The organism is Cycloclasticus sp. P1, from assembly GCF_000299965.1.
Classification (GTDB): Bacteria; Pseudomonadota; Gammaproteobacteria; order Methylococcales; family Cycloclasticaceae; genus Cycloclasticus; species Cycloclasticus pugetii.
The window spans coordinates 2,332,875-2,356,875 of the sequence record NC_018697.1; the positions used below are offsets into that span (position 1 = coordinate 2,332,875).

The window sequence follows — 24,001 nt, forward strand, 5'->3', positions numbered from 1 at the left end:
CTCATTAACTATTATCATGCCAAAAAGCCTCTTTAGCTGATAAAGAGGCTTTTTTTGATCATAGTCATTTTCTTATAAAAAGACCCCCGTATACTCAACGGTTAAATTTATCCAAAAAAAAACAAAAAGAGGAGGCCATATGCCAAACAATGCTATAACCCTTGAACTAAAAAGCGAAATAGAAGACCTACTTAACAGCTATGTTCAATGCATCGATGATGATGATTTAGAAAACTGGCCAAATTTTTTTACTGACCAGTGCTTATATCAAATCATTCCAAGAGAAAACCATGAAATAGGCTTACCAACTGCTGTGATGTGGTGTGATAGCCGCGGCATGCTAGAGGACCGCATTACCGCGTTACGTCATGCTAATGTCTACCAAGTTCAATGGTATCGTCATATTATTAGCAACCCTGTTATTACAACTGATGACGGTGAAACATTTCACGTACAATCAAATTATGCTGTATTTAAAACCTGTAATGACGGAGAAAGTACAGTTTATAACGTGGGTCGTTATGTTGATGAGATTGTCCGCGATAAAGGCGTTCTTAAATTTAAAAAACGAAGCGCTATTTACGACACTCATCGAATCACTACCCTATTGGTGATCCCTGTTTAAGGAGAAAAAAAATGAATGCAATAACACCTCCACATTTAAAATGGTCTGCTGACGAAAGCCACACTTCAGTACCGTATTCCGTTTTTAATGATCAGGAAGTCTACGATCTGGAGCAAGCCAGAATCTACAATGGCCCAACGTGGAATTTTTTAGCCGCTGATGCAGAACTGCCAGAAAAAGGTAGCTTCAAATCAACCTATATTGGTGATACCCCTGTTGTCGTTACCCGTGGTCAAGATGATGAAATCTATGCTTGGGTTAACCGTTGTGCTCACCGTGGCGCTGAGATTTGTCGAGAGCGTCACGGTAAGTCTGAAGATGGTGCTTACACATGTGTATATCACCAATGGGCTTATGATGCGAAGGGTGACCTTCATGGGGTCCCCTTCCAGCGTGGACTCGCTGGCAAAGGTGGCATGCCAAAAGACTTTGATAAGAAAAAGCACGGTCTACGTAAGGTCCGTGTGGTTAATTACCATGGTGCGATTTTTGGTACCTTTAGTGATGATACGCCGGATATTGAAGAATATATGGGCGATGATGTTAGCTACCATATGCGTCGACTTTTAAATAAGCCGATAGAAATACTCGGTACAACTCGGCAGTATATTAAAGGGAACTGGAAGTTCTACTCAGAAAACACCAAAGACCCTTATCATGCAAGTTTATTGCATCTCTTCCATGCAACCTTTGGGCTATATAGATCTTCACAAAAAGGTGAGTGCATCGCCAACAACGACTATCACTCGGTCCTATGGGCAAGTGGTGGCACTGAAGATGAGACCGCTCTTGATGACATGAAGAAAGATAAGCTTAGAACGCTTCAAACTGGCGAATACGAGCTTAAAGATGCCTCTATATTAGCTGGCAAACAAGAATTCGAAGATGGCGTGACGTTAGTTATCTTGTCACTTTTTCCTTCGTTAGTTGTACAGCAAATTCAAAATACCCTCGCTTTTCGTCAGATCTTACCGAAAGGTAAGGATGAATTTGAGTTAGTCTGGACTTACTTTGGTTATAAAGATGACACCGAAGAACTTAGAAATATTCGTTTAAAGCAATTTAATCTTATTGGACCTGCTGGACTTATCTCAATGGAAGATGGCGAGTCAACAGAATTGTGCCAAAATGCCATTATCAGGGATGGTGAGTTTACAAACGTTATCCGTATGGCTGGTGATGAAGCGAAGGGAGACGACCACCTTGTTACTGAAGGTTTGATCCGAGGCTTATGGAAAGGTTACCGAGAAATAATGGACTTCTAAATCCTACTCTAGCAGTAAAACAAAAGCCTCTAATGCCTTGCATTAGGGGCTTTTTTTCATCGCTTTAAAAAGTTTTGAATCTATCTAATTATAGTTTACAGTAGGGCTTATAATAAAAACGGCGTTGCCTGCTATGCAAAAAAACAAAGCCGCTTCCAACTGTGTCAAATGTGTGCTCGCAAAACAATGCGTCCCTTCTGGAATGCCGGCCAACAAGCTATTTCGCTTTGAAAATATAGTCCAAACTAATATCCCATACAAAATGGGCGAGGCATTATTTCAACAGCACACTGAAACAAGCTTTTTATATGTTGTTAAGACAGGTTCATTTAAAACAAAAATGATTTCACCTCATGGCACCGAACATGTACACAACTTTTTTCTGCCCGGTGAAGTCATCGGTCTGGACAGTGTAGGGCTTGGAATGACACTAAACAGTGCTGATGCCCTTGAAGCCAGTTTAGCTTGTAAAATAGACTACCCCTCGCTGCGTATGTTGCGTAAGGAGTTTCCAACCTTGTCTGACTTCTCAGTGAAGCTGTATAGCACCGCCTTAGCTTCCATGAGTCGCGTGCAAAACATCATATCCCTACAGTCCGCCTCGTCTCGATTAGCAGCCTTTTTGATTTTATATCATAGTCGTATTTCATCCTCTAATTTACAGTCATCCTCATTTCAACTACCGATGACTCGCCAAGATATTGCCAGCCACCTTGGACTGGCTGTTGAGACAGTCAGCCGGTCTTTTTCCAAACTCATTGATACCGGCTGCATTAATAAGGATGGACGCAAAATTCAAATTTTAGAACTTAAAAAATTGGAGCAACTTGCAAACTCATCTGCCCGCTAAGAGGCCTTAGTGACATATATCAAATTCAAAGACAAAAACAATAGGTCACTTTTAAAAAACTATATATATTCTTTTTACGATTAACCAATAGGAGAGAACATGACGCAAATACCTAATAACAGTGCCACACTAGAATGGCCGGCTAAATATAATGAAGTACCTAAAGAGGTTTTCGAACGGGCTGATTTATGGCCAAAAGAACTTGAAAATATCTTTTATGGTGCCGAATGGCACCCAATCGTTCATCAAAGTGAAATCCCAAATATCGGCGATTATAAGGCTGCTGATTTGGGTGAAATCCCTGTTTTCGCTGTGCGCGGTGAAGACAATAAGATTCGTATCTTTCAAAACGCCTGTACTCATCGAGGCACAACCCTTGTTACCGAAAGTTTAGGCAACAAAACAGAATTTGAATGCCCTTACCATCGTTGGCTATTCAGCCCTGAAGGTGAGTTAGTCGGTTGCCCAAATAGCCGTGAATTTACACCCGATTTTGACAAGAAAAACTTTAGTTTACCCACCTTCCGAACAGAAGAATTCTGTGGCTTATATTTTATTACTATGAGCGAGACAGTTGCTCCTCTTAAGGAATATCTCGGTGAAAACTTCTACGAACCTCTTAGTCGTATTCTTGGTGGTGACGGGCGTTTAAAGTTCATTGGCTATCAAAAAGTTCATTATGACTGTAACTGGAAAGCATACTGCGATAACGATGGTTATCACGCTCCACTCCTTCACCTAGCTTTTAAAATGCTTAACTGGCAAGGTGGCAAAGGTGTTCAAAATGTATCTGAAAATGGTCATTTATCGTTCGAGTCTGAGCTCAAAATCCCAGATGACATTACAGCCTTACAAGATGCCTCTATACTTGATTTTAAAGGCACCGAAACCAGTACAGGCTCCATTGTACAAATGCAATTCCCTCTTACTGTTTATTCCAAACATATGGATATGCTAAATATTCGTTATGCTTTTCCTAAAGGCCCTAAAGGCATTGAAGTCCATTACGCATATTTCACTCATGAAGATGATGACGATGAAATGATTGCGCATAGAATTCGCCAATCTAGTAACTTGCTTGGCCCTAGTGGTTTAATCAGCATGGAAGATGCCTCTGTTTTTTCCCGCATTGATAAGGGTAATAAAACACCTGGCATGGCAATATTCCAGAAAGGTGTTAAAGACGAATACCAACTTGAACTTCAGGTTGGGCAAAATGATGAATCTGGAAACCTACCACGTTGGGAACACTATAGAAAATTAATGGGCTTTAAGAGGGCAGAAGCATGAGCGAGATTGAACCTAACGTAATTTTTAGTATTGAGAACTTAAATAGAGACTATATTTGTGCGCTCGACAATTTAGATATGGAAAAATGGTTAGCCTGTTTTAATAAACAAGGCAGCTATACTTTGATTTCAAATGAAAATGAATCTAAGGGTTTTCCTATTGCCTTTATGCTCGATGATAAATATGAACGTCTGCAAGACAGAGTCACACAGGTCACGGTCATTCAAAATGATTCAACTGAACATTATCAAATGAGACACATGACTCAGCTGACTTCTATTAAAGATTTAGGCAATAATCGTTACCAAGCTAACTATAATTTTTCTATTTTCTACACCCAAAATCTTGTTGAGAAAAGTGAACTTTTATGTGTTGGCCGATATGAAGATATCGTATTAGTTGAAAATGGCGCCAGCTTTATTCAACGTAAAGCCGTTGTTGATACTAACGTATTACCTCGTTATGTTCCTTACCCTATCTAAAATATAACGAGCACAAAAAAAGCCTCAATATTTAAAATATTGAGGCTTTTTTTTCTGCTTTTTTACTCTGGTCGTTTCCCAACACCAATACCGCCATCAGAATTGATGACCGTTGCGGTAATATATTTAGATAGTTCTGATGCTAATAATAAATAAGCCCCTACATGATCCTCGGGTTCAGCTATGAAACCCATCGGCGTCATATCAGCAATGATTTTATCAATGCCCGGTACTTCGTTTAGCTTATTCTCTGCCTGACCTGCTGCATTACTACCACCTAAGTTTGTTACCGTACCACCTGGCGCAACACCATTAACTCTAATATCTGGTGCCACTTCATAGGCAAGTTGCTTTATCATGCCAATAACTGCATGTTTAGAGGCAACATAGATTGGTCCGCCACCACCGGTATAATAGCTTGATGTGGATGCTGTAAAGATCATATTACCTTTTGTTTTTCTAAGCTCAGGTAACGCCGCTTTTGCACCTAATAAATATCCCTTAACGTTAACCGAAAAAATTTCATCGGCAATTTCTTCAACCTTATCTTCAGGTTGTGCTTCTAGGGGTACCATATAATCCCAAATGCCTGCATTACCAACAAATACATCCAATTTTCCGAAAGTAGAAACTGCTTTTTCAACTGCTACTTTGTTTGACGCTAATGACCGGACATCTCCGACTATACCCACAACAGAACCAGCGTGTGTTTTTTCTAGTGCATCAATACCTTCCTGTGATCGATCCATCACACATAATTTTGCACCTTCTTCAACAAATCGTTCAACTATTGCCAAACCAATGCCTGAGGCTCCCCCTGTAATCAATACTACTTTATTATCTAACCATCCCATTGCTTATACCTTTTTATTAAAATTAAAGAAATTCATATTATCATCGAGTACAACACGACTACCGTTCGTCATTAAGCACTCAAGCTCTCGATCGCCTTTTTTAATTTTACCTAAATAACTTTATACCTAACAGTAAAATTCTTTTATCTACAAAATCGAGAAGGAATCAAATTGTGAGGTTAAACCCACTCCAACCTTAACGATACTTATTTATAGTCGACCGACTACTTCTATCTTACTAGCAATATATCAACACATACACCTAAGATCTTAACCAACAATTGTTTTTTACTGTGCGGCCTAACTCTTAGATCCTACTGAGTTCATGCAATATTCACATTAATTAATAACATATTCGTGTATTGCCTCAATTTCTTCCTTTGATAGCTTATTGCCCCAGGCTGGCATAGAACCCTTGCCATTAATCACTGAATTAATAAACCTTGCCTTATCATTCTTCGGAAATGTACGAAGGTCAAATGTCGTTCCCGACGTTTTCATTTCCACACCATGACAATGAGAGCAGGCTTGCTCGTATAGCTCAGCGCCTTTTTTAACCGTGCTTGACCATGACTTTAGCTTTTTACTTACTGCCTGTGCATCAGGGGCTTTGGGTGGCTGAATCGTTTCAGCATGGACTGTACTCGTATCCCCACCATTTCCTAATTCAAAGACCCAAACAGATCCACCTGGGTTAATGTTTTTTAGGTTTATATCATTTGATAAGCTGTTGTAAACACCACCAATACCACTGGCAATAGCAATATATTGCTTACCTTCTAATTGATAAGTAATTGGCGGTGCGATAATCCCAGACCCTGTACGGAACTCCCACAGTTTTTCTCCAGTCTGTGCATTTAATGCATATAATTCTCCAGTTTGTGCACCCGAAAAAACAAGGTTACCTTCCGTGACTAAGGTCCCACCATTCATAGGAATAGCTGTTGGGAATTGCCATTTTGCTTTACCCGTTAATGGATCAATCGCCCTTAAATACCCCTTGGGCCCTTCTGGAAAAGCCCATTCAAACCGTGCTCCAATATAAAAAACACCTTTTTTATAGGGCTGCTCAACGGGGGTATATTTCCAGCCGATATTAAAGGTATTAGCATATGCTAACCCTGTTGTTGGGCTATAAGACATCGGCGCTAAGTTTTTACCACCAAAAGCCGAGGGCCATATCTCGGTTGTTTCTCCTGTCTTAATCATGTTTTTAACGCGCTCAGATATGATTGGTCGCCCTGTCTCCATATCAATTCCATCAGCCCATGTCACTTTATCAACAAACTTATTCGCCCTTAATAACTTACCAGTGCTACGGTCAAGTACATAAAAGAACCCATTCCTATTGGCTTGTATCAAGACCTTCCGTTGTTTTCCATCAACCTCAATCTCAGTAAGTATTGGGTCATTAACAGCGTCATAATCAAAGCCATCATTTGGGGTAAATTGATAATGCCAGATCAACTCACCCGTTTTAGGTCTAATAGCCAACATACTTTGCGTATATAAATTATCTTTTGCTCCTTCTCTCATATTCCAAGGCGACTTATTACCCACTCCCCAATAAACAAGGTCTAGTTCTTTATCATACGAGCCTATCAACCATGTCGGCCCTCCACCATGCTCCCACTCATCACCTTGCCAACTCTCACTCCCCTTTTCTCCCGGCTTGGGTATAGTATGGAAGCGCCATAAATGTTCACCTGTTTTTGGATCCCAGCCATCTAAAAACCCCCTAGCACCAAATTCTCCTCCTGCCACGCCAGTAATCACTACGTTATTGGCAACAAGCGGGGCACTGGTCATTGAATAACCAAACTCAATCTCTGCTGTTCGTTTTTCCCAAATGGTTTTTCCATTTTTTGGATTAAGGGCTAGCAACCTATTATCCGGCGTGGCGCGATACAACACATCGTTATACCAAGTTGCCCCTCTGTTCGTAACACCACAGCAAGTTAGTGTTTCTGCAGGGTATTGAATGATGCTTTTCCATATTTGACGACCAGATCTTGCATCGACTGCATATGTCGCGTTATGGCTTGTAATATACATAACCCCATTAATAACTAACGGTTGTGTTTGCTGTCCTCTATTATCACCAAGGGATAACACCCAAGATGGTTTCAATTGATGCACATTGCCATCATTAATTTGTGTTAGAGGTGAATAACGCTGTAAATTTTGTTCAAGACCATAATAGTGAACACCGACATCTTCTGGTACTTCATTTATTTGTCTGTTTATTTGTTCAATAGCGCTTTTTGGTACTAATTCTTCTTCTTTATTGGTCGTTTTATTTTGTTCATCACAAGCACTTAAGATCAATAACATAAAACAGAACAGTAAATTTTTAATTATTGTATTCATTCCTCTCCTTTTTTTGTAAATATACTATTTAATTCCTATCTTATCGCCTAGCAATATTTCATGTCTTAATGACATAAGGCATAAAAAAAAGCAGTGAAACTTTCGTTCCACTGCTTTGATTATTAATGCTTAATATTAAGTGTTTCTATTACTGATAATCTCTTAGTTGATCCACATCAAACATAGATTCATCTACAATTTCATCTAAATTTTCCCATGTTGAATTCATCCACATGGTTGATGTTCTATGACTAACACTGTTTCTAATAATTAAGGCACCCCAGACACTAACACCTGTTGCTGGTAAAAAGTCGCGTGCATCAACATAAGATCTGAAAAGATTACCTCTTGGATCCCAAGTTTTCCTTGTAGCGATTGAGTAGTCTTCTTTGTCATAGTAATAACGTAATTTTGAATACTGGTATTTACCGGTTTTGTCAACTTGTTCTAAAATATAGGTAGGACGTAATTCCATCTCTACATAATCAACTCCACAACGCTCTTCATCAATAGTAAATGCCTCTAAACCACCTGTTGAATGCATTGTATTAGTTGGAGATAAAATAAGTGCTTCTCCAACTAGGTTATATTCAAAGTTTTCAATATTTGTTTTAATCCAATTGCCACGCCAATCATCCCAAGATAATTCAAGACCAGATGCTAATGGATCTTGCGAGTCAGTACCTGTTAATAAACGTGTGCGTCTTAAACTTGGTAGGAAAATTTTGAAATCATCTTCTTTTGTTCCAGAAGCATAACGTTGACGTACACCTGCCAATCCACGAACATCATTCGGCTCAAACATAAATAATGCGCCACCTTCAACCATGTCCCCTTTGCCTTCAATATCACCAAATGGTGCGGTGTTGTGTCTCTCATGATAATGCCACCACCAAAAATTCGCTCTATATTGTCTATCTGCCTTACTGTCAGGTGTACAAGAATTCAGGTAAGCACTGTCAAACTCTAATGTATCTGTTGCAACTGAAGCTGCAACATTGTTCCAGTGCAATTCAAGCCCATTTTTAGGGTTAACTAAGAAAGGTAATGCCGTTGCAGCAGGACCAGATAATAATGCATATGAACCATCTTCATAAATTGGTTGTCCAGTTTCGTCAAATGTGAGCTTGGTATTTTGCTCTGCCATTGCTTTATTACCTTTTAGATACCCTTTATGTAAATAATAGGTATTTGAAGGAACAATTTTAATTTTTCGGATGTTACCCCACGGAGCACCAATTGCATCATATGTCTCCTGTGTTAAATACTTAGGTAACCAAGGAAAATCAGCTTTATTTTCCGCTGTAATAATCAAGCCCGGTTTTAGTTCAGCAGGAATTTCTTCTTTATCAAATAGATCGTAAGCATCATAACCACGTAATGCTTTCCATTCTTTAGCTAACTTAATTGCTTCTGGGTCTGAAAGTAATTCAACCCATTTATCATATCGAGGGTTATTTTCTTCAGCTGCAAAAGCTTTCCAAGCTTCTAATGCACGATTGGTTTCTGCCATTGCAGGTGCAGTTGACATGCCAAGCCCAAGCGCTATGCCGGCAGCTGCCAGTTTTATTTGTAATCTTTTATTTTTCATTTATATCTCCATTACCCTTATTTCTTAATTTAATTCACTTACATTATTAATAACTACCTACCACTTTTCAATAAGTGATAGGTAGTTATTCTAATTACTTAGAACTGGTACGTTAAAGATACTTCAACATAATCTGAATTATTAAAAGTACCAATCGGTGCACTTTCTTTACTTCCAGAGAAGTGCATAATTTCTACACGTGGGCGCCATGAGTCACCAAAGTAGTTGAAGTCAATACGTTGACGATAGAAGTCACCAGAGCCTTGGAAATCACGTATGTACAAACCATCCAACACCAAACGTTGGTTGTCTAACGGTGCATTCCAGCCAAACGTTAGGAAATTTTGATGATCTTGTATTTCAGTAAAGGCATAAGGTGACTGCTGTATTAAGCCTTGGTCTGAATTATGCGTGTAGATATCAAAGAGCTGTAAGCTGGTAAAGATTGATTTTTGTTGTGAATCCCAACCCGGTACCCATAGAGGGAAATCAAAACCAATCATTGTTGATGTGATGTCCTCTTTCACAATATTACGGCTAGCTTCTACAGCTAGTACACCTGAACCAGTTACTTCACCCGCAAAACTACCATCAAATGGTCCGAATGTTGCGCCTGGATTAACTCTAGAACGATTAAATGGACGATCAAACTCATGTGACATTTCTAAACGTACAGTTGGTGCAGAGCTTTTGCGTCCAATTCTGATAAAGTCACTTAAATCACGAGCAAAGGTAAACCCAACCATCAACTGGCGATAGTCATAGTCTAATTCAACTTCACCGTTAATTGAACAAGCAGGTCCAGGTATACCGTTAAAAGGATCACCACAGCCAAACCCTGCAAGTGGGCTTACAATTGGAGCTGGACCTCCTTTTGCAAACGCATCTACTGATTGCACCCAATTTAGGTAACCACCTGCTCCAAATATAACAGCTTCTGTAGTTGCTGCATTAAATGATGCACCCACTGAATTACCATTACCGGGAATTGATGGTATTTGTGTTCCAACACTTGGATCATTGAATCCATCTCCGACAATTAATGAAGAGCCAATTAGCTTAGATACTGGTAGATCTTGTTGTCCGTAAAACGCATTTATGGTTGCAGAACCACCCAGTGCTCCAAACTTTAAGCGCATTGACCATTCTGCATCCGATAAGCTGAGGCGGTTTGGTTTATTGTCATATAAATTAAAACCAAGTCCAGGTAACCCCGGTCCATTTTCTGTTGTGTCATTCACGTCAGCCCAATCTAAACCAAAAATACCACCTGAGGTCTGATCTCCTGGTGTTGGGTTGTTAATGATAAAGTTCGATGTTTGAACTTCTGGTACAAAGTTAATTTCCAAAGATGGGTTTTTCATACCAATGGCTTTAAACGGCCCGTCTATACCAAGCTTTCTGAAGTTAAAATCAGCTGACACCATTAAAGCTGGTAAGCGAAGCTCATCAGAGTCTGTAAATGTAAAACGTTGACGCAAGTCTTGAGCATGCAATACATCCATTAATCGTAAACCATCTGACTGACCCCAACCTCGTTGGAAACGACCTGCTTTTATGGAGAAACGGTTTTTCTTATCGCGATATTTAACTGATAATTCACGAACAATATCTTCCCAATCTTTTAATACTTCTAATTCATCGTCCATCTCAGCACAATATGCGTTGCCTGAGCAATTACTTGAGTTTAGATTGAAGTTAGCATTTTGCGTAAAAGCGCCAGTACCTGGCACGATTGCACCATTGACTTGATCGGGTAAACCACCATTTGGTGAGTCATAGCTGGTGAACTGTGAAGACATGTCACCTCGTAGCCAGAAATTCCCAATGAAACTCCACTGTCTATTCGGGCGGTACGTTGTTTTAGATTCTATAATCCAGTTTGCAGGGCCTGCTTTATTGCCTTGATCTGGTAGATCGTATAGTACAGACGCTCCCAACTTAATTCGACCACTTTGAGTTAGGCCTTTAATGCCTGTATCTATCGCCATAGCAGGTGCCACCATGGAGACACCCAGTATAGCCGCTAGACTTATTTTTGTTATTTTCTTCATCTTTTCCCCTTTATTATTTACAGTAATACATTTCTAACACTTTTTTTATACGTCATTTCACACAGATAAACAACGTTTTTTGTCATTTTTACAACAACGTTGCTTTATTGCTACGCAGCATTTTCTTTTATTTTAAACAATGCCTTAGGATGAAAAGCGGCAATGGCTGCAGGTACGAATAGTAACGAACCTAACATGTTCATAAATAATACAAGTGCTAGCAACATACCCATTTCTGCCTGGAACCTTAATGGTGATGCAACAGCCCAAGGAATTAATGGCGCAATCATGGTAACCGCTGTAATAAATATCGCGTTACCCGATGTTAAGAAAGCCTGATGTATTGCTTCATGAACATCTTTTATCCCTAGGTTTTTATATTCTTCTTTAATTCTATCAATCATATAAATACCGTAGTCCACACCTAAACCTACACCGAGTGCAGCAAGTGGTAATGTACTAACGTTTAAGCCCACTTCTTTCCAAGCCATAAAAGCGTATGTCAATGAGTTAGCAGTAGCCAAACTAAACAATAGAATTAAACCCGTTGTTACAGAACGATAGTACAAGACAATACAAAAGAAAATTACAAATGCAATTGCAACCATCGTCTTCACATTTGAATTAACAATTTCCTCATTGAGTGCCTCAACAATACCAACTTGTCCACCCATATAAAGGAACTTTGCATCACTAACAACTTCTTTCTCATTAGCAAAGAAAGCATCCAGATTATCTCTTAGCTTTTGGATTGTTGGACGACTATGGTCTTCTAAGAAAAAGGAGATGTTACCTATTTCCCACTCTTTATTTGTATAAGCCGCAAAGTCTCCAGGCTCACCTTTTGAACGGAACATATAAATATCAAAACCAACTTCTTCTGCCGTGTCCGGTATGATCGCGTATGAAGGATCCCCTTCAAAAAGAACAGAGTTAATCAATTTAATGATTGGTACCAAGCTAATAGCAGGACGTACTTCTGACATATGCTCATACACATAACGATCTAACGCTTCTGTTTGATGATAAACAGATGGGTCAAGCATGGTGTCTTTTTCACCCTCTACATACACCTGCATAATATCGGTACCTAAGAAGGAAAACCTTGTATTAATTGACTCTACATCTTTATTAAAACGAGCTTCAGGCCACAGAATTGCACTACCTTTTGTATCACCTACAGTTAGATTTTGTGAGTACCAACCACCCATTACTAACAATAAAGCAGTAGCACCAACCATCGTCCAGGAATGATCTTCCATATTGATGACTGTACTCCAAATTTTATTCAGAATAACAGAGCCTGTTTTATGTGACTTTGGCGGTTTAATTAAACACATCACTGAGGCTGCGAAGATAAGCGCAGGCACAACTGACAGCAACCAAAGACTACATATAACGGCTAGCGACTCAATACTTGGAATAGCAACAAGGGCCAACACACCAAAACCTGCTGCATCTGTAATAATGGCAGCGGTACTTGGTACCAATAACAATGCCAAGCCGTCTCTAGTAACCTCGCGACAATGTGAAGGACGCTCTTCACAAGCAGCAATATTGTCTAAAATACGCGTTGTAAACTGTACCCCATGCGACAATACAATAGCGAAAATAAATGCAGGAAGTAGGATAAGCAACGGATCTAAATTATAAGAAACCGCACCCATTGCACCTAATCCCCAGATGGTAGCAACTGTTGCAGTAAACATTGGAATAAACACCCCAACCCACGTTCTAAAATACATGAACAAAATTACTGCAATAATCAATAGTGATGCTGCCAAAATATTGAAAACTGAGTCAAGTGACTGATAAATATACCCAAGAAGAATTGGACGGCCAACAAAGTTGATTTCTAAGTCTTCCCCTTCATACTGCTCGCGCAAATCTAAGAAAAAGTTCAAAATCTCTAACTTATCAGCTTCGTCTCTAAAGTCTGCAATAACTATCGCTGAAGTCTCATCGTTAGATACTTGTAGGCCACGATATTGCTTATTAACAAACTGACGCATCCTCGTCATTTCTTGTTCAGTTTTAGGTAAGTCTGGCCATAAAAGCGCATCCACGCCCACACGACCCCCACCACCAGAAATGGCTTTGGTTTTCCTTAATACTAAAGACTGACTTAAGTGACGGTAAGTATGTTTATTGTAATAAACGTCTTCGGCTATTTGTTTGTACTTCGTTAAATAATCTAGGTTATAAATATTCCCTTTTTTATTTTTTACTTCAATTAAGGTTGTATTTGCACCACCAAATTGTTCACCAAACCGTAAAAATAATTCTACATTATTAGAGTTTGCGGGTAGCATTTCTTCAAGGATCACATTAAGTGACAAACCCTTATACGCATAATAGCCAGGAATAATAGTTAGCACCGTCAATATTGATGCAACTAGCACCGGCCTTCTTGAGATAAAGCTAGACAACTTATTAATCATTATTTTTCTCCCCAACGACTAGATATCAGCTTTACGTTCTCTGACTCAGCTATATTTAGTTTTTGTCCAAAGGACATATCATTCAAATTACCTTTTACGATCATTCCACGTAAACCCGCAGCCCAGATTGTGCCCGACTCAGTCACATCCACACCGCCAATCCAAGTATAAGGCAGTGGGAAGCCTTCCTCAGGCATCAAGTTTGTTACTGTATATGTAGGCTCTGTAACGACTTCTACCGTAGCATCATCGCTTTCTATTGCAGCTGCGACTTCCTTTTCAGCTTCTGAGACTTTAAACATAACCGAAGCACCTACCACAACAACTTCATTGTTCGCTGTTGCTGATACATCATATAAATGATTGGTAAGACCACTGTCTATTTTTGTTATGTAGTAGTTGGTATCCACTTTTGGTAATGGCTCTACATGCTCAGGTACATACTCTCTTTTTTTACGGGCTGCTTTCTTTCTTGCTTTTTCTTCTTTTTTTGCTTGCAGCGCTTGCTCAATCGCTTCTACTTCAGCCCATTGTTCATCTGTTGCCAAAGCAATACTAACCACACCCCCATCTAGACCTACTGCAATTGCCCCATCACCATGTGATGCTACTGAAAGCAATGTAGCTCTACTTGGGTTATAGCTAACCAACCATAGATCACCTTTATTTTCAGTATGGGCAATCATGCCAAACTCACCAACTAAAATGGCACTATCTGCATCTTTAGCCACAACACCATGTAACCTTGGTAAGTCTCTACCATCAAAGCCTGTTAAAGTTTGCTTTTCCCAGTTTTTACCGCCATCTGAGGTATGCCAAATAGCCGCGCCATGTCCAACAGCCCAGCCATTATTTACGTCTGCAAATGAAATATCTCTTAAATAATTTCCTTCGTCTTGTTTCTGAACAACCCATGTAAAGCCACCATCTGCTGTGTGTAGAATGGAGCCTCGATGGCCTACCGCCCATCCATTGTTAGCATCTACAAAAGATAAGTGACGAATTAACTCATTGACACCGATATAAATAGCAGACCATGTTTCACCACCGTCTTCTGTTTTAAAGACAGAACCCGAATATCCCGCTATAAAACCAATATTCTCGTTTACAAACTCAACCGCATAAAGGTTATCCGGCCAAAATCGTTGAAACTCACCTTGTTCACTTGACGTTCCGTTTTCTGCCGTTGCAATTCCTGTCACCAGAAATGCCAAGGCAAGCACACACAAAAGGCGTGCGCCTTTTATTCTTTTAAGATTTATCGATTTCACTATTTCCCCTCATCAGCTGAATCTATTAATTATTTAACTTCACTACCAATCAAACAAGCGTTCAAAACTATAATAATCCAGATATATTTGTCAATGGTTTTTAACTAGAATTAGGCTAATAAAAGCCGCGCCAATTTTTACATTAGCCATATTTCGCTTATTTCTATACAGTATATAGTTGCTTTACTCATGTTTGCATCAACTTTTTTCATTAAACAAAGTTTTTAAATTTCGATTTTACTTGCAAACTATACTTTGCTAATTTCTGCAAACCATTAACCTCTTGGAACTTATATGCATACAAACTTGTCTGCCAATATTTATCAAACTGGTGATTCCAGTGTTTTCAAACTCGACACGACCCTTATCGAAGAGCCTAAAGCACAGCAAGTACTGCTTAAACAAACTGCAATTGGCGTTAATTATATAGACACCTATTTCCGCTCTGGTCTCTACCCAATTGATTTACCCGCCACCTTAGGCGATGAAGCCGTTGGGGTCATTGAACAGGTGGGAGAGGGCGTTACCGAGTTTTCAGTTGGTCAACGTGTGGCTTATTCTGCCGCTAAGGGTGCCTACACACAATATAGGGTCATTGATATTAATGAACTAGTTCCTATCCCCGATAATATTGATGATAAGTCGGTCGCCACCAGCTTGCTACGTGGTATGACGGTTGAATACTTATTTTGCAGACTACATGAATTAAAACCGAGCGATGTCATCCTCATTCATGCTGCCGCGGGCGGTGTTGGCCAAATTGCCTGTCAATGGGCCCGAGCTGTTGGAGCAACCGTTATTGGCACTGTTAGTTCTGCTGAAAAAGCCCGTATAGCGAAACGTAATGGTTGTGATTTTGTTATTAATTATACTGAACAGAATTTCGTTAAGGCTGTGGATGAAATTACCAACGGTCAAAAAGTAGATGTTGTTTATGATGGCGTCGGTAAAGACACCTTTACCCAATCACTTGATTGTTTGCGTGTGCGAGGACTGATGGTTAGTTTTGGAAATGCATCAGGTAAGCCCGACCCATTTGATGTCCTAGAGCTTTCAAAAAAAGGCTCGCTTTATTTAACTCGCCCAACTTTATATCATTACACTAGAAACCGACAAGAGATACTTGACAGTGCGGCCCGCTATTTAGCAATGCTTGAAAAAGGCCACATCAATATTCAAGTAGGGGAGAGCTTTGCCTTGTCTGATGTGGCCAAGGCTCACGACTATCTAGTTCAACGCAATAGAATTGGCAGCCCTGTGTTAATCCCTTAGCTTTGGTTTATGCGCTTTTAAACCCGCATAAAAACTGCCCATAAAAATTAAAACCATCCCAATTATTTGGTATTGATAAGGCATTTCTTCCAAAAACACGGCATTGATAATAATAATATAAACAGGCACCGTATTTAAAAACAATGAAGCCCGCGATGGGCCGATAACCTTCATACCCTTATTCCAAAATAACAATGACAACACCGTTGGCCCTACACTAATAAACATTAAGGCCCAGAATGCATTAACTGTTAAATGAGGTGTTTGTATGACCTTTGCCTCATATATTCCTAATGGGATCACCACAACAAGAGAGAGCAGCACACCTAAAGCCGTCAGGAGTAGGGGAGACATGCCTATCATCGCGTTTTTAGCAATAAGACTATAAATCACCCAACTGATGACAGCACCTAATACTAATAAATCACCAACATTAAAATTAAGCAGCAATAAATTGGTTAAATCCCCTTCGCCCAGTATAAACAACAAGCCAAAAATAGTGACGGCCGCTGCAACCCAATGATGATAATTTAATTTTTCTTTTAAGAAAGCCGCCGCCATAAATGCAGTCAGTAGTGGTGTTAAGGAGTTAATCAAGCCGGCATTGGTTGAAGTTGTCAGCCTTAAACCATAGTAGAGCAGGGACTGAAAAAATATAACGCCGAAAATTGCTAACGCGATAAACGTCCACCAGTTTGTAATATGCTTAATTTTTTTAAGCTCCCCTGTTTGTATCAGCAGTAATATAAAAATAAAGCCCCCAATCACCAAGCGTGTACTAACAATCGACCAGGGGCCTAAAAAATCGGCCAAATACCGACCCAAAATCATATTCCCGCCCCATAGCAACCCCGCAATATTTAACAGCACCACGGCTTTAAGTGTTTCATTTTTCACTGATTTAACTCCATTAAAAAACCCTGCTCTCGCAGGGTCTAATATACGGTATTAATAGAGCACTAACGGTGCTTTATTAATCTATTTATTTTTAAAGGTAAACGTTTAGACTTTTATTTTTGAAGATATTTTGATCGAGAATGATTTTACGTTTAGCTAACTTCAACACACCGTCTACGCGTCTAATTAAATCTGTTCGGTGGCCTAACATCGTGTGCTCCTCGTCTTCATTAATATTTCTGTGCACAGTTACCAACGAATAAACCCTAAATTCATCTGGATTATCCGTTAACTCAACTTCGATATTCGTCACCACATGGGCACTTCGAGTTGCTGGGTCTTCGGACCAACACGTACCTGTTTCTGTTCGTATGATGCGTTTTACCAAACATTCCATATCATCGTTGTAATAAGCCGTGTCGTAAATCGTCGGCTCTTTCTCATTTTTACGATATCGTTGATAACGATATGGCATCCAATAATGAATATCTTCGGTTAACATCGTTAACCATTCTCTGAACTCTTCATTATCATGATGCCGTGCTTCACGATACAAAAACTGCTGTACTTCATTAATCAACTCTAAAGAAGCGACCTTGTTATTACTTGTTGTTTCGTTTGTCATCTTTAGCTCCCCCTAGACTGTTTTCTTGCCTGCATAGCGCGGCGTGTAGCGGGTAGGCACTTGATCCCAACTTTTCGCGTTCATCAAGTCAGCCCAACGTTCATAAAATTGACGTTGGTTAGCATCATTAAATTGACTAGCATAAACAATACCTGGCAGTTCTTCATGCTCAATTCTACGATTTATTCCACAACCGTAATGCAGCTTTCCTCTACGCGTTACCACACCCTTATTAACGGATGTATTACCTTCCCAGTTTTCACCATCGTCCATTTCCAGCACACCAGCTGGGTTAAACGTTTGCATACAACCAATATTAATGGCTTGTTTAATTTCATCCGGCATATTTTTATTCACGATAGTCCACATCCGCATTTCAAATTTATGTGGACCTCTTGGTAACCAAACACGGAATGTTTGAATACCTGGTAAAAATGAACAGTTAGGAAATAGCGATACCGATGCCAAGGAACCGAATATTTTTGATCTCATCTCACCCAAGCGCTCTGCCATTTTTGGGCGCATTTTTTCATAATATTCAAGCACTTTAGGTTGACCTAAAATCGCAATATCGGCCAGCCCTTCGGTGCCAAATTCCCAACCATGACCATTCATACTGGCGTGGTAGCTATCTGTTGGATCAGCTGGTGGAAAGCCTTCATTGTTATTCATCGCCTTAAAGCCTGAGTCATGCGTCCATAGGGCGTGATAGGCATCCCCTACGAAATTCTCAACACCGAATTTCCAGTTAGCATTAATATAGTTTTTGATACCACCACCGATAAACTCTGTACCGCCGTCATCTTGGTCAAGCATGATATCCAAATACCATCTAAAGTCACCTAAGAACTCTTCAAGTGAGGGAGCCTCTTCATCAAATGTAGCAAAGATTAAACCTTTGTAGCTATCTACCCGAGCTTGTTTTAAGCCCCATTTACTTTTATCGATGTCACCTTCATCGTACACGTGCTCATTTGATAGACCTTTTAATTCACCATCGGTTCCAAACGCCCAACCATGATAATTACACGTGAAGTTTCGAGTGTTTCCATCATCGGCATAGCAAATTTTATTACCTCTGTGTGTACAGGAGTTAAGAAACACTTTCACACTTCCATCTTTTTGACGGGCAGCAATAACACCATCTTCACCCATATAGGTGGTATAAAAATCATTAGGATTCGGCATCATCGAGTCATGCGCAATAAACTGCCAAGCCTTAGCAAATATCTGCTCTAACTCTTGTTCATAAATCTCTTGCTCCCAAAAAATACGACGATCAACCCAGCCTTCCTTTAAATCCATATAGCGGCTGTAATCACTCTCAAGTCTTCTATTGCTCATACCTATATCTCCTCACTAACTTACACACATTTTTATCGTTATTTAAAGGCCAGCTAAAGGGTGCTACACATCTTTTATTTCTCTAACTAACCCCATTAAAACGCCTTATTCAAAATGGTCTTTGACTCATCAGATCACAATGATACAGCAATACAATGGCAATTAAAATTTGATTTAAATCAAAATTACATTGAAAAAGTTTTTTTACATTTACTTTTGGGGTCAATTGCTAACCAATTCCACCGCCCGCTACATTCATCACTTCCCCTGTTATATACGACGCCTCATCAGCCGCTAAAAAGCAAATCGCTGCTGCTTCTTCTTCGGGCGTTCCAAAACGCTTCATTGGGGTGTCTCTAATCGTTTGATCATAAACGCCTTGCATACCGGCTTTATCTAACTCGGTTAGCGCATCGGTATTTCTTGGAATAGCTCGCTCTCCTTGATCAATTCCACCCGGGTTTACACAATTAACGCGAATGTTGTGCTCTGCCAACTCCATTGCCATACAAATGGTCGCTGCTTGAACACCGCCTTTTGCTGCGGAGTAGGGTACTCGGTTAATCCCACGCGTTGCTGCAGAACCAATATTAACAATAGCGCCTGACTGCTGCTCCATCATAAAAGGAATAACCGCACGGCAACACCATAGAGTAGGCCATAGTGATCGATTAATTTCTTTTTCAATTTGATCATCTGGGTACTCCCAAAATGGCTTTGCCCAAATAGTGCCACCAACATTGTGAACAGACACATCAATACGACCAAACTTTTCTATGGTTGTTTGCATAACGTGCTTGGCACCTTCACTGGTCTCTAGGTCTGCCATACATATTTCAGCAATACCCCCTTCCTGTTGTATTTGTTGCTGCACTAACAAAGCTTGATCTTCCACACGGTCGGCAATCATTACCTGACCACCTTCACGTGCAAACCGTAAAGCACAGGCTTTACCTATCCCTTGGGCCGCACCGGTTACCACAATAACTTTATTTTCGAAGCGTTGGCTCATTTTTCTCCCCTATATTGATATTTACAGTCTAACGACAATTACTTACTATACTTTCCATTTAATCAAAATAATAGGACAAATGAAATGAGCGACATTACTTTATATGGCTTTCCAATCAGTACATACGTAAGAACAGCCCGCATTGCCTTAGCTGAGAAAGGTGTTGCTTATGAACTATTACCTTTTGAACCCAATACTGAAGAAATGATCGCTGTTAACCCGACAGGCAAAGTGCCTGCTTTTAAACACGAGGACTTTGTTTTATATGAAACATTAGCGATCACCAAATACATTGATCAGGCCTTTGATGGCCCAGCACTTCAACCTGCTGATGCTAAAGAGCGCGCAATCATGAACCAATGGATTAGTTACATTAACGCTTATGTTTTTCAGGAACTAATTCATGAAATTGCCTTATTTAGATTTGAAATTATGCCTTTAGACCAGTCCGTTCTTGATGCTGCAATCCCTAAGGCGAAGGCACATCTAGCTCTATTGGATAAAACGCTTTCCACCAACAATTACCTCACCGGCTCTCAAGCTTCTTTAGCCGATTATTTTCTTTATCCTATTTTAGCTTTTTTTGGCATGATACCTGAGGGCTCTTTATTAGCAGATTACTCAGGAGTAAGCGCATGGATGACTCGCATGGAAGAAAAATCAAGCGTAAAAGAATCCGCTCCTACACTTTAAGACACGTTTTAAGCTAACAATAAAAAGCCGCAATAGCGGCTTTTTTCATCTTTATACAGCACAAACACGTGTTACAGTTAAGTGACTTAAGCATCGTACTTCGTATGGCCCTTACTCTTTCAAAACGCATGTCTTTAAGACGCTTCACCAAAGGCGAAGCCCCTCAGCACTCTTCTATTCAATTAAATTACCGGCGTATCTTCATCCTACCGAATAAAGGCGGCTTATCACTGCTCGTCGTTATTTTATTAATGCTGATCGCCTCCATTAATTACAATAATAGTATGGGATTTGTCTTTAGCTTTCTATTGGCTGCTAGTGCACAAATGTCTACGTTTTATAGCGTTAAAAATCTATATGGGTTGATTATTTCACCGAGCAAAACTCCCCCTTATTATGCTGGCTCTAGCGGCCAAATGAAAGTGCTTATTAAGGAAACAAAAGGGGTTGAACGTTGGGCCATTAAAGCTTCTTATTTGCACCAACAAACTTTTTTTGATGTTCAAAAAAATCAAACTTTATTAGTTACATTACCGATCAAGTTTAAGCAACGCGGATGGCACACACTCGATACCATTACACTGTCTACTACTTTCCCTTTTGGGTTTTTTCGAGCTTGGTCACCACTACTTTTTAACCAAGCCATCTTAGTTTACCCCCAACCAATTGATAGTGGCTTATCGCTAGAAATTAACCAACCCGGCGACGAACAAAACAAAGCTGCCAGCAACCAAGTTGGTACCGATGAATTTATTGGCTTAAAACCCTATCAACAAGGGCAAAGTTATCGACAAGTAAACTGGAAAGCCTTTGCCGCTGAAAAGGGTTTTTACAGTAATCAATTTAGTGCTGAAGAGTCCATTTCTGTCTGGCTAGATTGGCATTTTTGCCAGCCATTAGACACCGAAGCAAAACTATCTCAGCTGTGCTTCTGGCTATTAGACTGCGAAGCCCAAGGCCTTGAGTATGGTTTACGCCTACCCGGTGTTGAGCAGCCGCCAAACCATGGCCATGCACACCTGCATACATGTTTAAAAGCGCTAGCCTTATACGGACATTCATAAATAACCATGCCCCTTCAGCCCACCATTATCAAACTACTCATCAGCATTGGTGTACTGCTAATCATTCCACATATTGGTGAACTTCCTCTCCCCTTTATAGTGATCGGTTTTAGTCTGCTAGGGTGGCGAGCACTAACTCTCTGGTTTCCTAATACTTTACCGAGTAAATGGTTGTTATTACCGCTTTCAATCGGCCTAGCTTTTTTTGTATTAAAAACATACGGCATGTCTCTAGGTCGCGATGCCAGTAGTTCTTTATTAATTATACTGATGGGATTAAAACTTCTCGAAAGCCGCTCTAGCAGGGACACGCAAGCAGTGATTTATTTGAATTTTTTTATACTCATTACTCCTTTTTTATTCGAACAATACATTGAAATTGCTACATATGCCTTCTGTGTGTTTTTCTTGCTTTTATTTTCACTGACCATCAACAATACTCAATGTCATCGTTTAAAAAACCCAGGGTTATTACGCATCTCGGCTACCATCCTTTTTTTATCCGTTCCGTTAATGCTTATATTTTTCATTTTTTTCCCTCGTATGATTGGGCCTCTTTGGGCCATGCCAAATCAACAGTCTGCAATTAGTGGTTTAAGCGACACGATTAACCCTGGCAATGTTTCAAACTTAGCCCTCTCTGATAAAACAGCTTTTAGGGTACGTTTTGATGGTACAGCACCCAAACAAAAAGACTTATATTGGCGTGGCCCTGTTTTTTGGGAAACCGATGGACGTTCTTGGACACTAACGCCACCTAAATCAGACTCATTTAAACGTGCAAAAGCTATCAATAATGAAGGTTTAGATATTCAATACACCTTGATGATGGAACCTCATCATCAATATTGGCTTTTTGCACTTGATATCCCTGCAGCAGCACCAAAAAACGCCCGCTTAACGCATGACCACCAATTAATATTAAATAAAAAACTCAGTCGAAATATTTCGTTCAATATTCGTTCAACCTCGCAAAAAATCCAGGCAAAGCCGTCTGACAACGACCTGAATCGAGCACTCCACATACCCGATAACACAGACCCGAGGGTCTTCGACTTGGCAAATAAATGGCTTAAAGCCAATGCTGATAATCAAGGCGTTATTAAGCAAGCGCTTGAATTTTATAATAAAGAGTTTTATTACACACTTAAACCGCCTTCATTAGGCCAAGACCCTGTTTCAGAGTTTTTATTTGATACTAAACGCGGTTTTTGTGGCCACTTTGCCACCAGTTTTGCCACCTTAATGCGCGCAGCAGGTATTCCTTCTCGGCTTGTTGCCGGTTATCAAGGTGGCGTTTATAACAAAGTTGGAGACTTTTATAACATCCGCCAAGCAGATGCCCATGTCTGGGTTGAGGTTTGGTTAGAAGAAGCGGGCTGGGTTCGAATTGACCCTACTGCCGCCATCGCACCTAACCGTATTGAACACAGCATTGATCCTTCATCACAACAAGCTAATAGCGATATTAATTTTCTTATAACGCCCCCAGAGGGCTTCCAGCAATGGGCTCAACAGCTTAAATGGGCTCTCAATAGTTTAGATTATTATTGGCAAAACGCTGTTCTCGCCTATGGTCCAGAAAAACAACTCAATTTTCTCTCTAATCTTGGTATTTTTGACTGGAGAGGCATGGTGAAGTGGTTAGCGGTGCTAAGCGGGCTAGTGCTCATTGGCTCAATTGGTGCTGTGCTATTACTGCAAAAAAAATCTCATGATGCCGTTCAAACCGCATATTTAGTACTGTGTAAGTCATTAGCAAAAAGAATAGGGCAGCGCCAACCACACGAAACCACAACTGACTACTTTAACCGGGCCATTAAACAATACCCACAAAGGGCAGGTGACCTAACGACATTAAAAACACTGTATCTAAACACTCGTTATGGAAAAGAAGCCGAACATTCTTTTATTCAACAGGTAAAACACTTTCACTTTTAACTTGCTCAGCCTTTTCATCACCGTACTGATTATTTCGTTATGCCCCAAAAGCAAAGATCG

At 40.0% G+C, this 24,001-nt stretch carries 19 protein-coding genes; 9 read left to right on the forward strand and 10 right to left on the reverse strand.

Features of this window, described 5'->3' with window-relative positions; all coding sequences use genetic code 11:
* Positions 1–139 precede the first annotated feature (139 nt).
* The 5 genes from Q91_RS11260 (at position 140) to Q91_RS11280 (ending at position 4,512) form a co-directional block, all read left to right on the forward strand.
* Positions 140–625 carry an aromatic-ring-hydroxylating dioxygenase subunit beta gene (locus tag Q91_RS11260; protein ID WP_015007032.1) on the forward strand — a complete coding sequence of 162 codons (486 nt, stop codon included), beginning with the start codon at positions 140–142 and terminating at the stop codon, positions 623–625.
* A gap of 11 nt (positions 626–636) precedes the next feature.
* On the forward strand, positions 637–1,890 hold the full coding sequence (locus tag Q91_RS11265) for an aromatic ring-hydroxylating dioxygenase subunit alpha (RefSeq protein WP_015007033.1): 1,254 nt from the start codon (positions 637–639) through the stop codon (positions 1,888–1,890).
* Positions 1,891–2,023: 133 nt separating this feature from the next.
* Positions 2,024–2,740 (forward strand): Crp/Fnr family transcriptional regulator, encoded by a 717-nt coding sequence (locus Q91_RS11270; RefSeq protein WP_015007034.1) that lies wholly within the window; start codon positions 2,024–2,026, stop codon positions 2,738–2,740.
* Positions 2,741–2,839: 99 nt separating this feature from the next.
* Complete coding sequence (locus Q91_RS11275) at positions 2,840–4,030, forward strand: aromatic ring-hydroxylating dioxygenase subunit alpha (RefSeq protein ID WP_015007035.1); 1,191 nt, start codon at positions 2,840–2,842, stop codon at positions 4,028–4,030.
* Positions 4,027–4,512 (forward strand): aromatic-ring-hydroxylating dioxygenase subunit beta, encoded by a 486-nt coding sequence (locus Q91_RS11280; protein WP_015007036.1) that lies wholly within the window; start codon positions 4,027–4,029, stop codon positions 4,510–4,512. Before Q91_RS11275 ends, Q91_RS11280 begins: the two co-directional genes overlap by 4 nt.
* 62 nt (positions 4,513–4,574) lie before the next feature.
* Here Q91_RS11280 and hcaB read toward each other — a convergent pair whose 3' ends face one another.
* The 6 genes from hcaB to Q91_RS11310 all read right to left on the reverse strand — a co-directional run bounded on the left by hcaB (position 4,575) and on the right by Q91_RS11310 (position 15,093).
* A complete protein-coding gene (hcaB, locus tag Q91_RS11285) occupies positions 4,575–5,366 on the reverse strand; it encodes a 3-(cis-5,6-dihydroxycyclohexa-1,3-dien-1-yl)propanoate dehydrogenase (protein ID WP_015007037.1) in 792 nt (263 codons plus the stop codon).
* A gap of 339 nt (positions 5,367–5,705) precedes the next feature.
* Entirely contained in the window at positions 5,706–7,736 is a 2,031-nt protein-coding gene (locus Q91_RS11290; protein ID WP_015007038.1) for a PQQ-dependent dehydrogenase, methanol/ethanol family, read from the reverse strand.
* Positions 7,737–7,884: 148 nt separating this feature from the next.
* Positions 7,885–9,327, reverse strand: a complete 1,443-nt coding sequence (locus Q91_RS11295; RefSeq protein WP_015007039.1) for an outer membrane lipoprotein-sorting protein — start codon at positions 9,325–9,327, stop codon at positions 7,885–7,887.
* A gap of 98 nt (positions 9,328–9,425) precedes the next feature.
* Positions 9,426–11,381, reverse strand: a complete 1,956-nt coding sequence (locus Q91_RS11300) for a hypothetical protein (protein WP_015007040.1) — start codon at positions 11,379–11,381, stop codon at positions 9,426–9,428.
* A 110-nt stretch (positions 11,382–11,491) separates the two neighbouring features.
* Positions 11,492–13,822, reverse strand: a complete 2,331-nt coding sequence (locus Q91_RS11305) for an RND family transporter (RefSeq protein WP_015007041.1) — start codon at positions 13,820–13,822, stop codon at positions 11,492–11,494.
* The gene (locus tag Q91_RS11310) at positions 13,822–15,093 is read right to left on the reverse strand and encodes a YCF48-related protein (RefSeq protein ID WP_050999778.1); all 1,272 of its coding nucleotides are present in this window, start codon (positions 15,091–15,093) and stop codon (positions 13,822–13,824) included. The genes Q91_RS11305 and Q91_RS11310 overlap by 1 nt, the downstream gene beginning before the upstream one ends.
* 294 nt (positions 15,094–15,387) lie before the next feature.
* Between Q91_RS11310 and Q91_RS11315 the strand changes: the two genes are divergently transcribed.
* Positions 15,388–16,365: a quinone oxidoreductase gene (locus tag Q91_RS11315; protein WP_015007043.1), complete on the forward strand. Its 978-nt coding sequence runs from the start codon at positions 15,388–15,390 to the stop codon at positions 16,363–16,365.
* Here Q91_RS11315 and Q91_RS11320 read toward each other — a convergent pair.
* The 4 genes from Q91_RS11320 to Q91_RS11335 form a co-directional block, all read right to left on the reverse strand.
* Positions 16,354–17,262 carry a DMT family transporter gene (locus tag Q91_RS11320; RefSeq protein ID WP_015007044.1) on the reverse strand — a complete coding sequence of 303 codons (909 nt, stop codon included), beginning with the start codon at positions 17,260–17,262 and terminating at the stop codon, positions 16,354–16,356. The genes Q91_RS11315 and Q91_RS11320 overlap by 12 nt on opposite strands.
* Before the next feature lie 91 nt (positions 17,263–17,353).
* Positions 17,354–17,887, reverse strand: coding sequence for a 3-phenylpropionate/cinnamic acid dioxygenase subunit beta (locus Q91_RS11325; protein WP_015007045.1), 534 nt, complete (start codon positions 17,885–17,887; stop codon positions 17,354–17,356).
* Between the two features lie 12 nt (positions 17,888–17,899).
* A complete protein-coding gene (locus Q91_RS11330; RefSeq protein ID WP_015007046.1) occupies positions 17,900–19,231 on the reverse strand; it encodes an aromatic ring-hydroxylating dioxygenase subunit alpha in 1,332 nt (443 codons plus the stop codon).
* Positions 19,232–19,460: 229 nt separating this feature from the next.
* A complete protein-coding gene (locus Q91_RS11335) occupies positions 19,461–20,243 on the reverse strand; it encodes a 1,6-dihydroxycyclohexa-2,4-diene-1-carboxylate dehydrogenase (RefSeq protein ID WP_015007047.1) in 783 nt (260 codons plus the stop codon).
* 84 nt (positions 20,244–20,327) lie between these two features.
* Between Q91_RS11335 and Q91_RS11340 the strand changes: the two genes are divergently transcribed.
* From Q91_RS11340 to Q91_RS11350, 3 genes are all read left to right on the forward strand, one after another.
* Positions 20,328–20,936 carry a glutathione S-transferase family protein gene (locus Q91_RS11340; protein WP_015007048.1) on the forward strand — a complete coding sequence of 203 codons (609 nt, stop codon included), beginning with the start codon at positions 20,328–20,330 and terminating at the stop codon, positions 20,934–20,936.
* 68 nt (positions 20,937–21,004) lie between these two features.
* Entirely contained in the window at positions 21,005–22,000 is a 996-nt protein-coding gene (locus Q91_RS11345; RefSeq protein ID WP_020933229.1) for a DUF58 domain-containing protein, read from the forward strand.
* A gap of 6 nt (positions 22,001–22,006) precedes the next feature.
* Positions 22,007–23,941 (forward strand): DUF3488 and transglutaminase-like domain-containing protein, encoded by a 1,935-nt coding sequence (locus Q91_RS11350; protein ID WP_015007050.1) that lies wholly within the window; start codon positions 22,007–22,009, stop codon positions 23,939–23,941.
* Positions 23,942–24,001: the final 60 nt, after the last annotated feature.

Coding starts and splice junctions, on each gene's coding strand:
- Q91_RS11260 (WP_015007032.1), top strand. CDS start 140: ATGCCAAACAATGCTATAACCCTTGAACTAAAAAGCGAAATAGAAGAC.
- Q91_RS11265 (WP_015007033.1), top strand. CDS start 637: ATGAATGCAATAACACCTCCACATTTAAAATGGTCTGCTGACGAAAGC.
- Q91_RS11270 (WP_015007034.1), top strand. CDS start 2,024: ATGCAAAAAAACAAAGCCGCTTCCAACTGTGTCAAATGTGTGCTCGCA.
- Q91_RS11275 (WP_015007035.1), top strand. CDS start 2,840: ATGACGCAAATACCTAATAACAGTGCCACACTAGAATGGCCGGCTAAA.
- Q91_RS11280 (WP_015007036.1), top strand. CDS start 4,027: ATGAGCGAGATTGAACCTAACGTAATTTTTAGTATTGAGAACTTAAAT.
- hcaB (WP_015007037.1), bottom strand. CDS start 5,366: ATGGGATGGTTAGATAATAAAGTAGTATTGATTACAGGGGGAGCCTCA.
- Q91_RS11290 (WP_015007038.1), bottom strand. CDS start 7,736: ATGAATACAATAATTAAAAATTTACTGTTCTGTTTTATGTTATTGATC.
- Q91_RS11295 (WP_015007039.1), bottom strand. CDS start 9,327: ATGAAAAATAAAAGATTACAAATAAAACTGGCAGCTGCCGGCATAGCG.
- Q91_RS11300 (WP_015007040.1), bottom strand. CDS start 11,381: ATGAAGAAAATAACAAAAATAAGTCTAGCGGCTATACTGGGTGTCTCC.
- Q91_RS11305 (WP_015007041.1), bottom strand. CDS start 13,822: ATGATTAATAAGTTGTCTAGCTTTATCTCAAGAAGGCCGGTGCTAGTT.
- Q91_RS11315 (WP_015007043.1), top strand. CDS start 15,388: ATGCATACAAACTTGTCTGCCAATATTTATCAAACTGGTGATTCCAGT.
- Q91_RS11325 (WP_015007045.1), bottom strand. CDS start 17,887: ATGACAAACGAAACAACAAGTAATAACAAGGTCGCTTCTTTAGAGTTG.
- Q91_RS11330 (WP_015007046.1), bottom strand. CDS start 19,231: ATGAGCAATAGAAGACTTGAGAGTGATTACAGCCGCTATATGGATTTA.
- Q91_RS11335 (WP_015007047.1), bottom strand. CDS start 20,243: ATGAGCCAACGCTTCGAAAATAAAGTTATTGTGGTAACCGGTGCGGCC.
- Q91_RS11340 (WP_015007048.1), top strand. CDS start 20,328: ATGAGCGACATTACTTTATATGGCTTTCCAATCAGTACATACGTAAGA.
- Q91_RS11350 (WP_015007050.1), top strand. CDS start 22,007: ATGCCCCTTCAGCCCACCATTATCAAACTACTCATCAGCATTGGTGTA.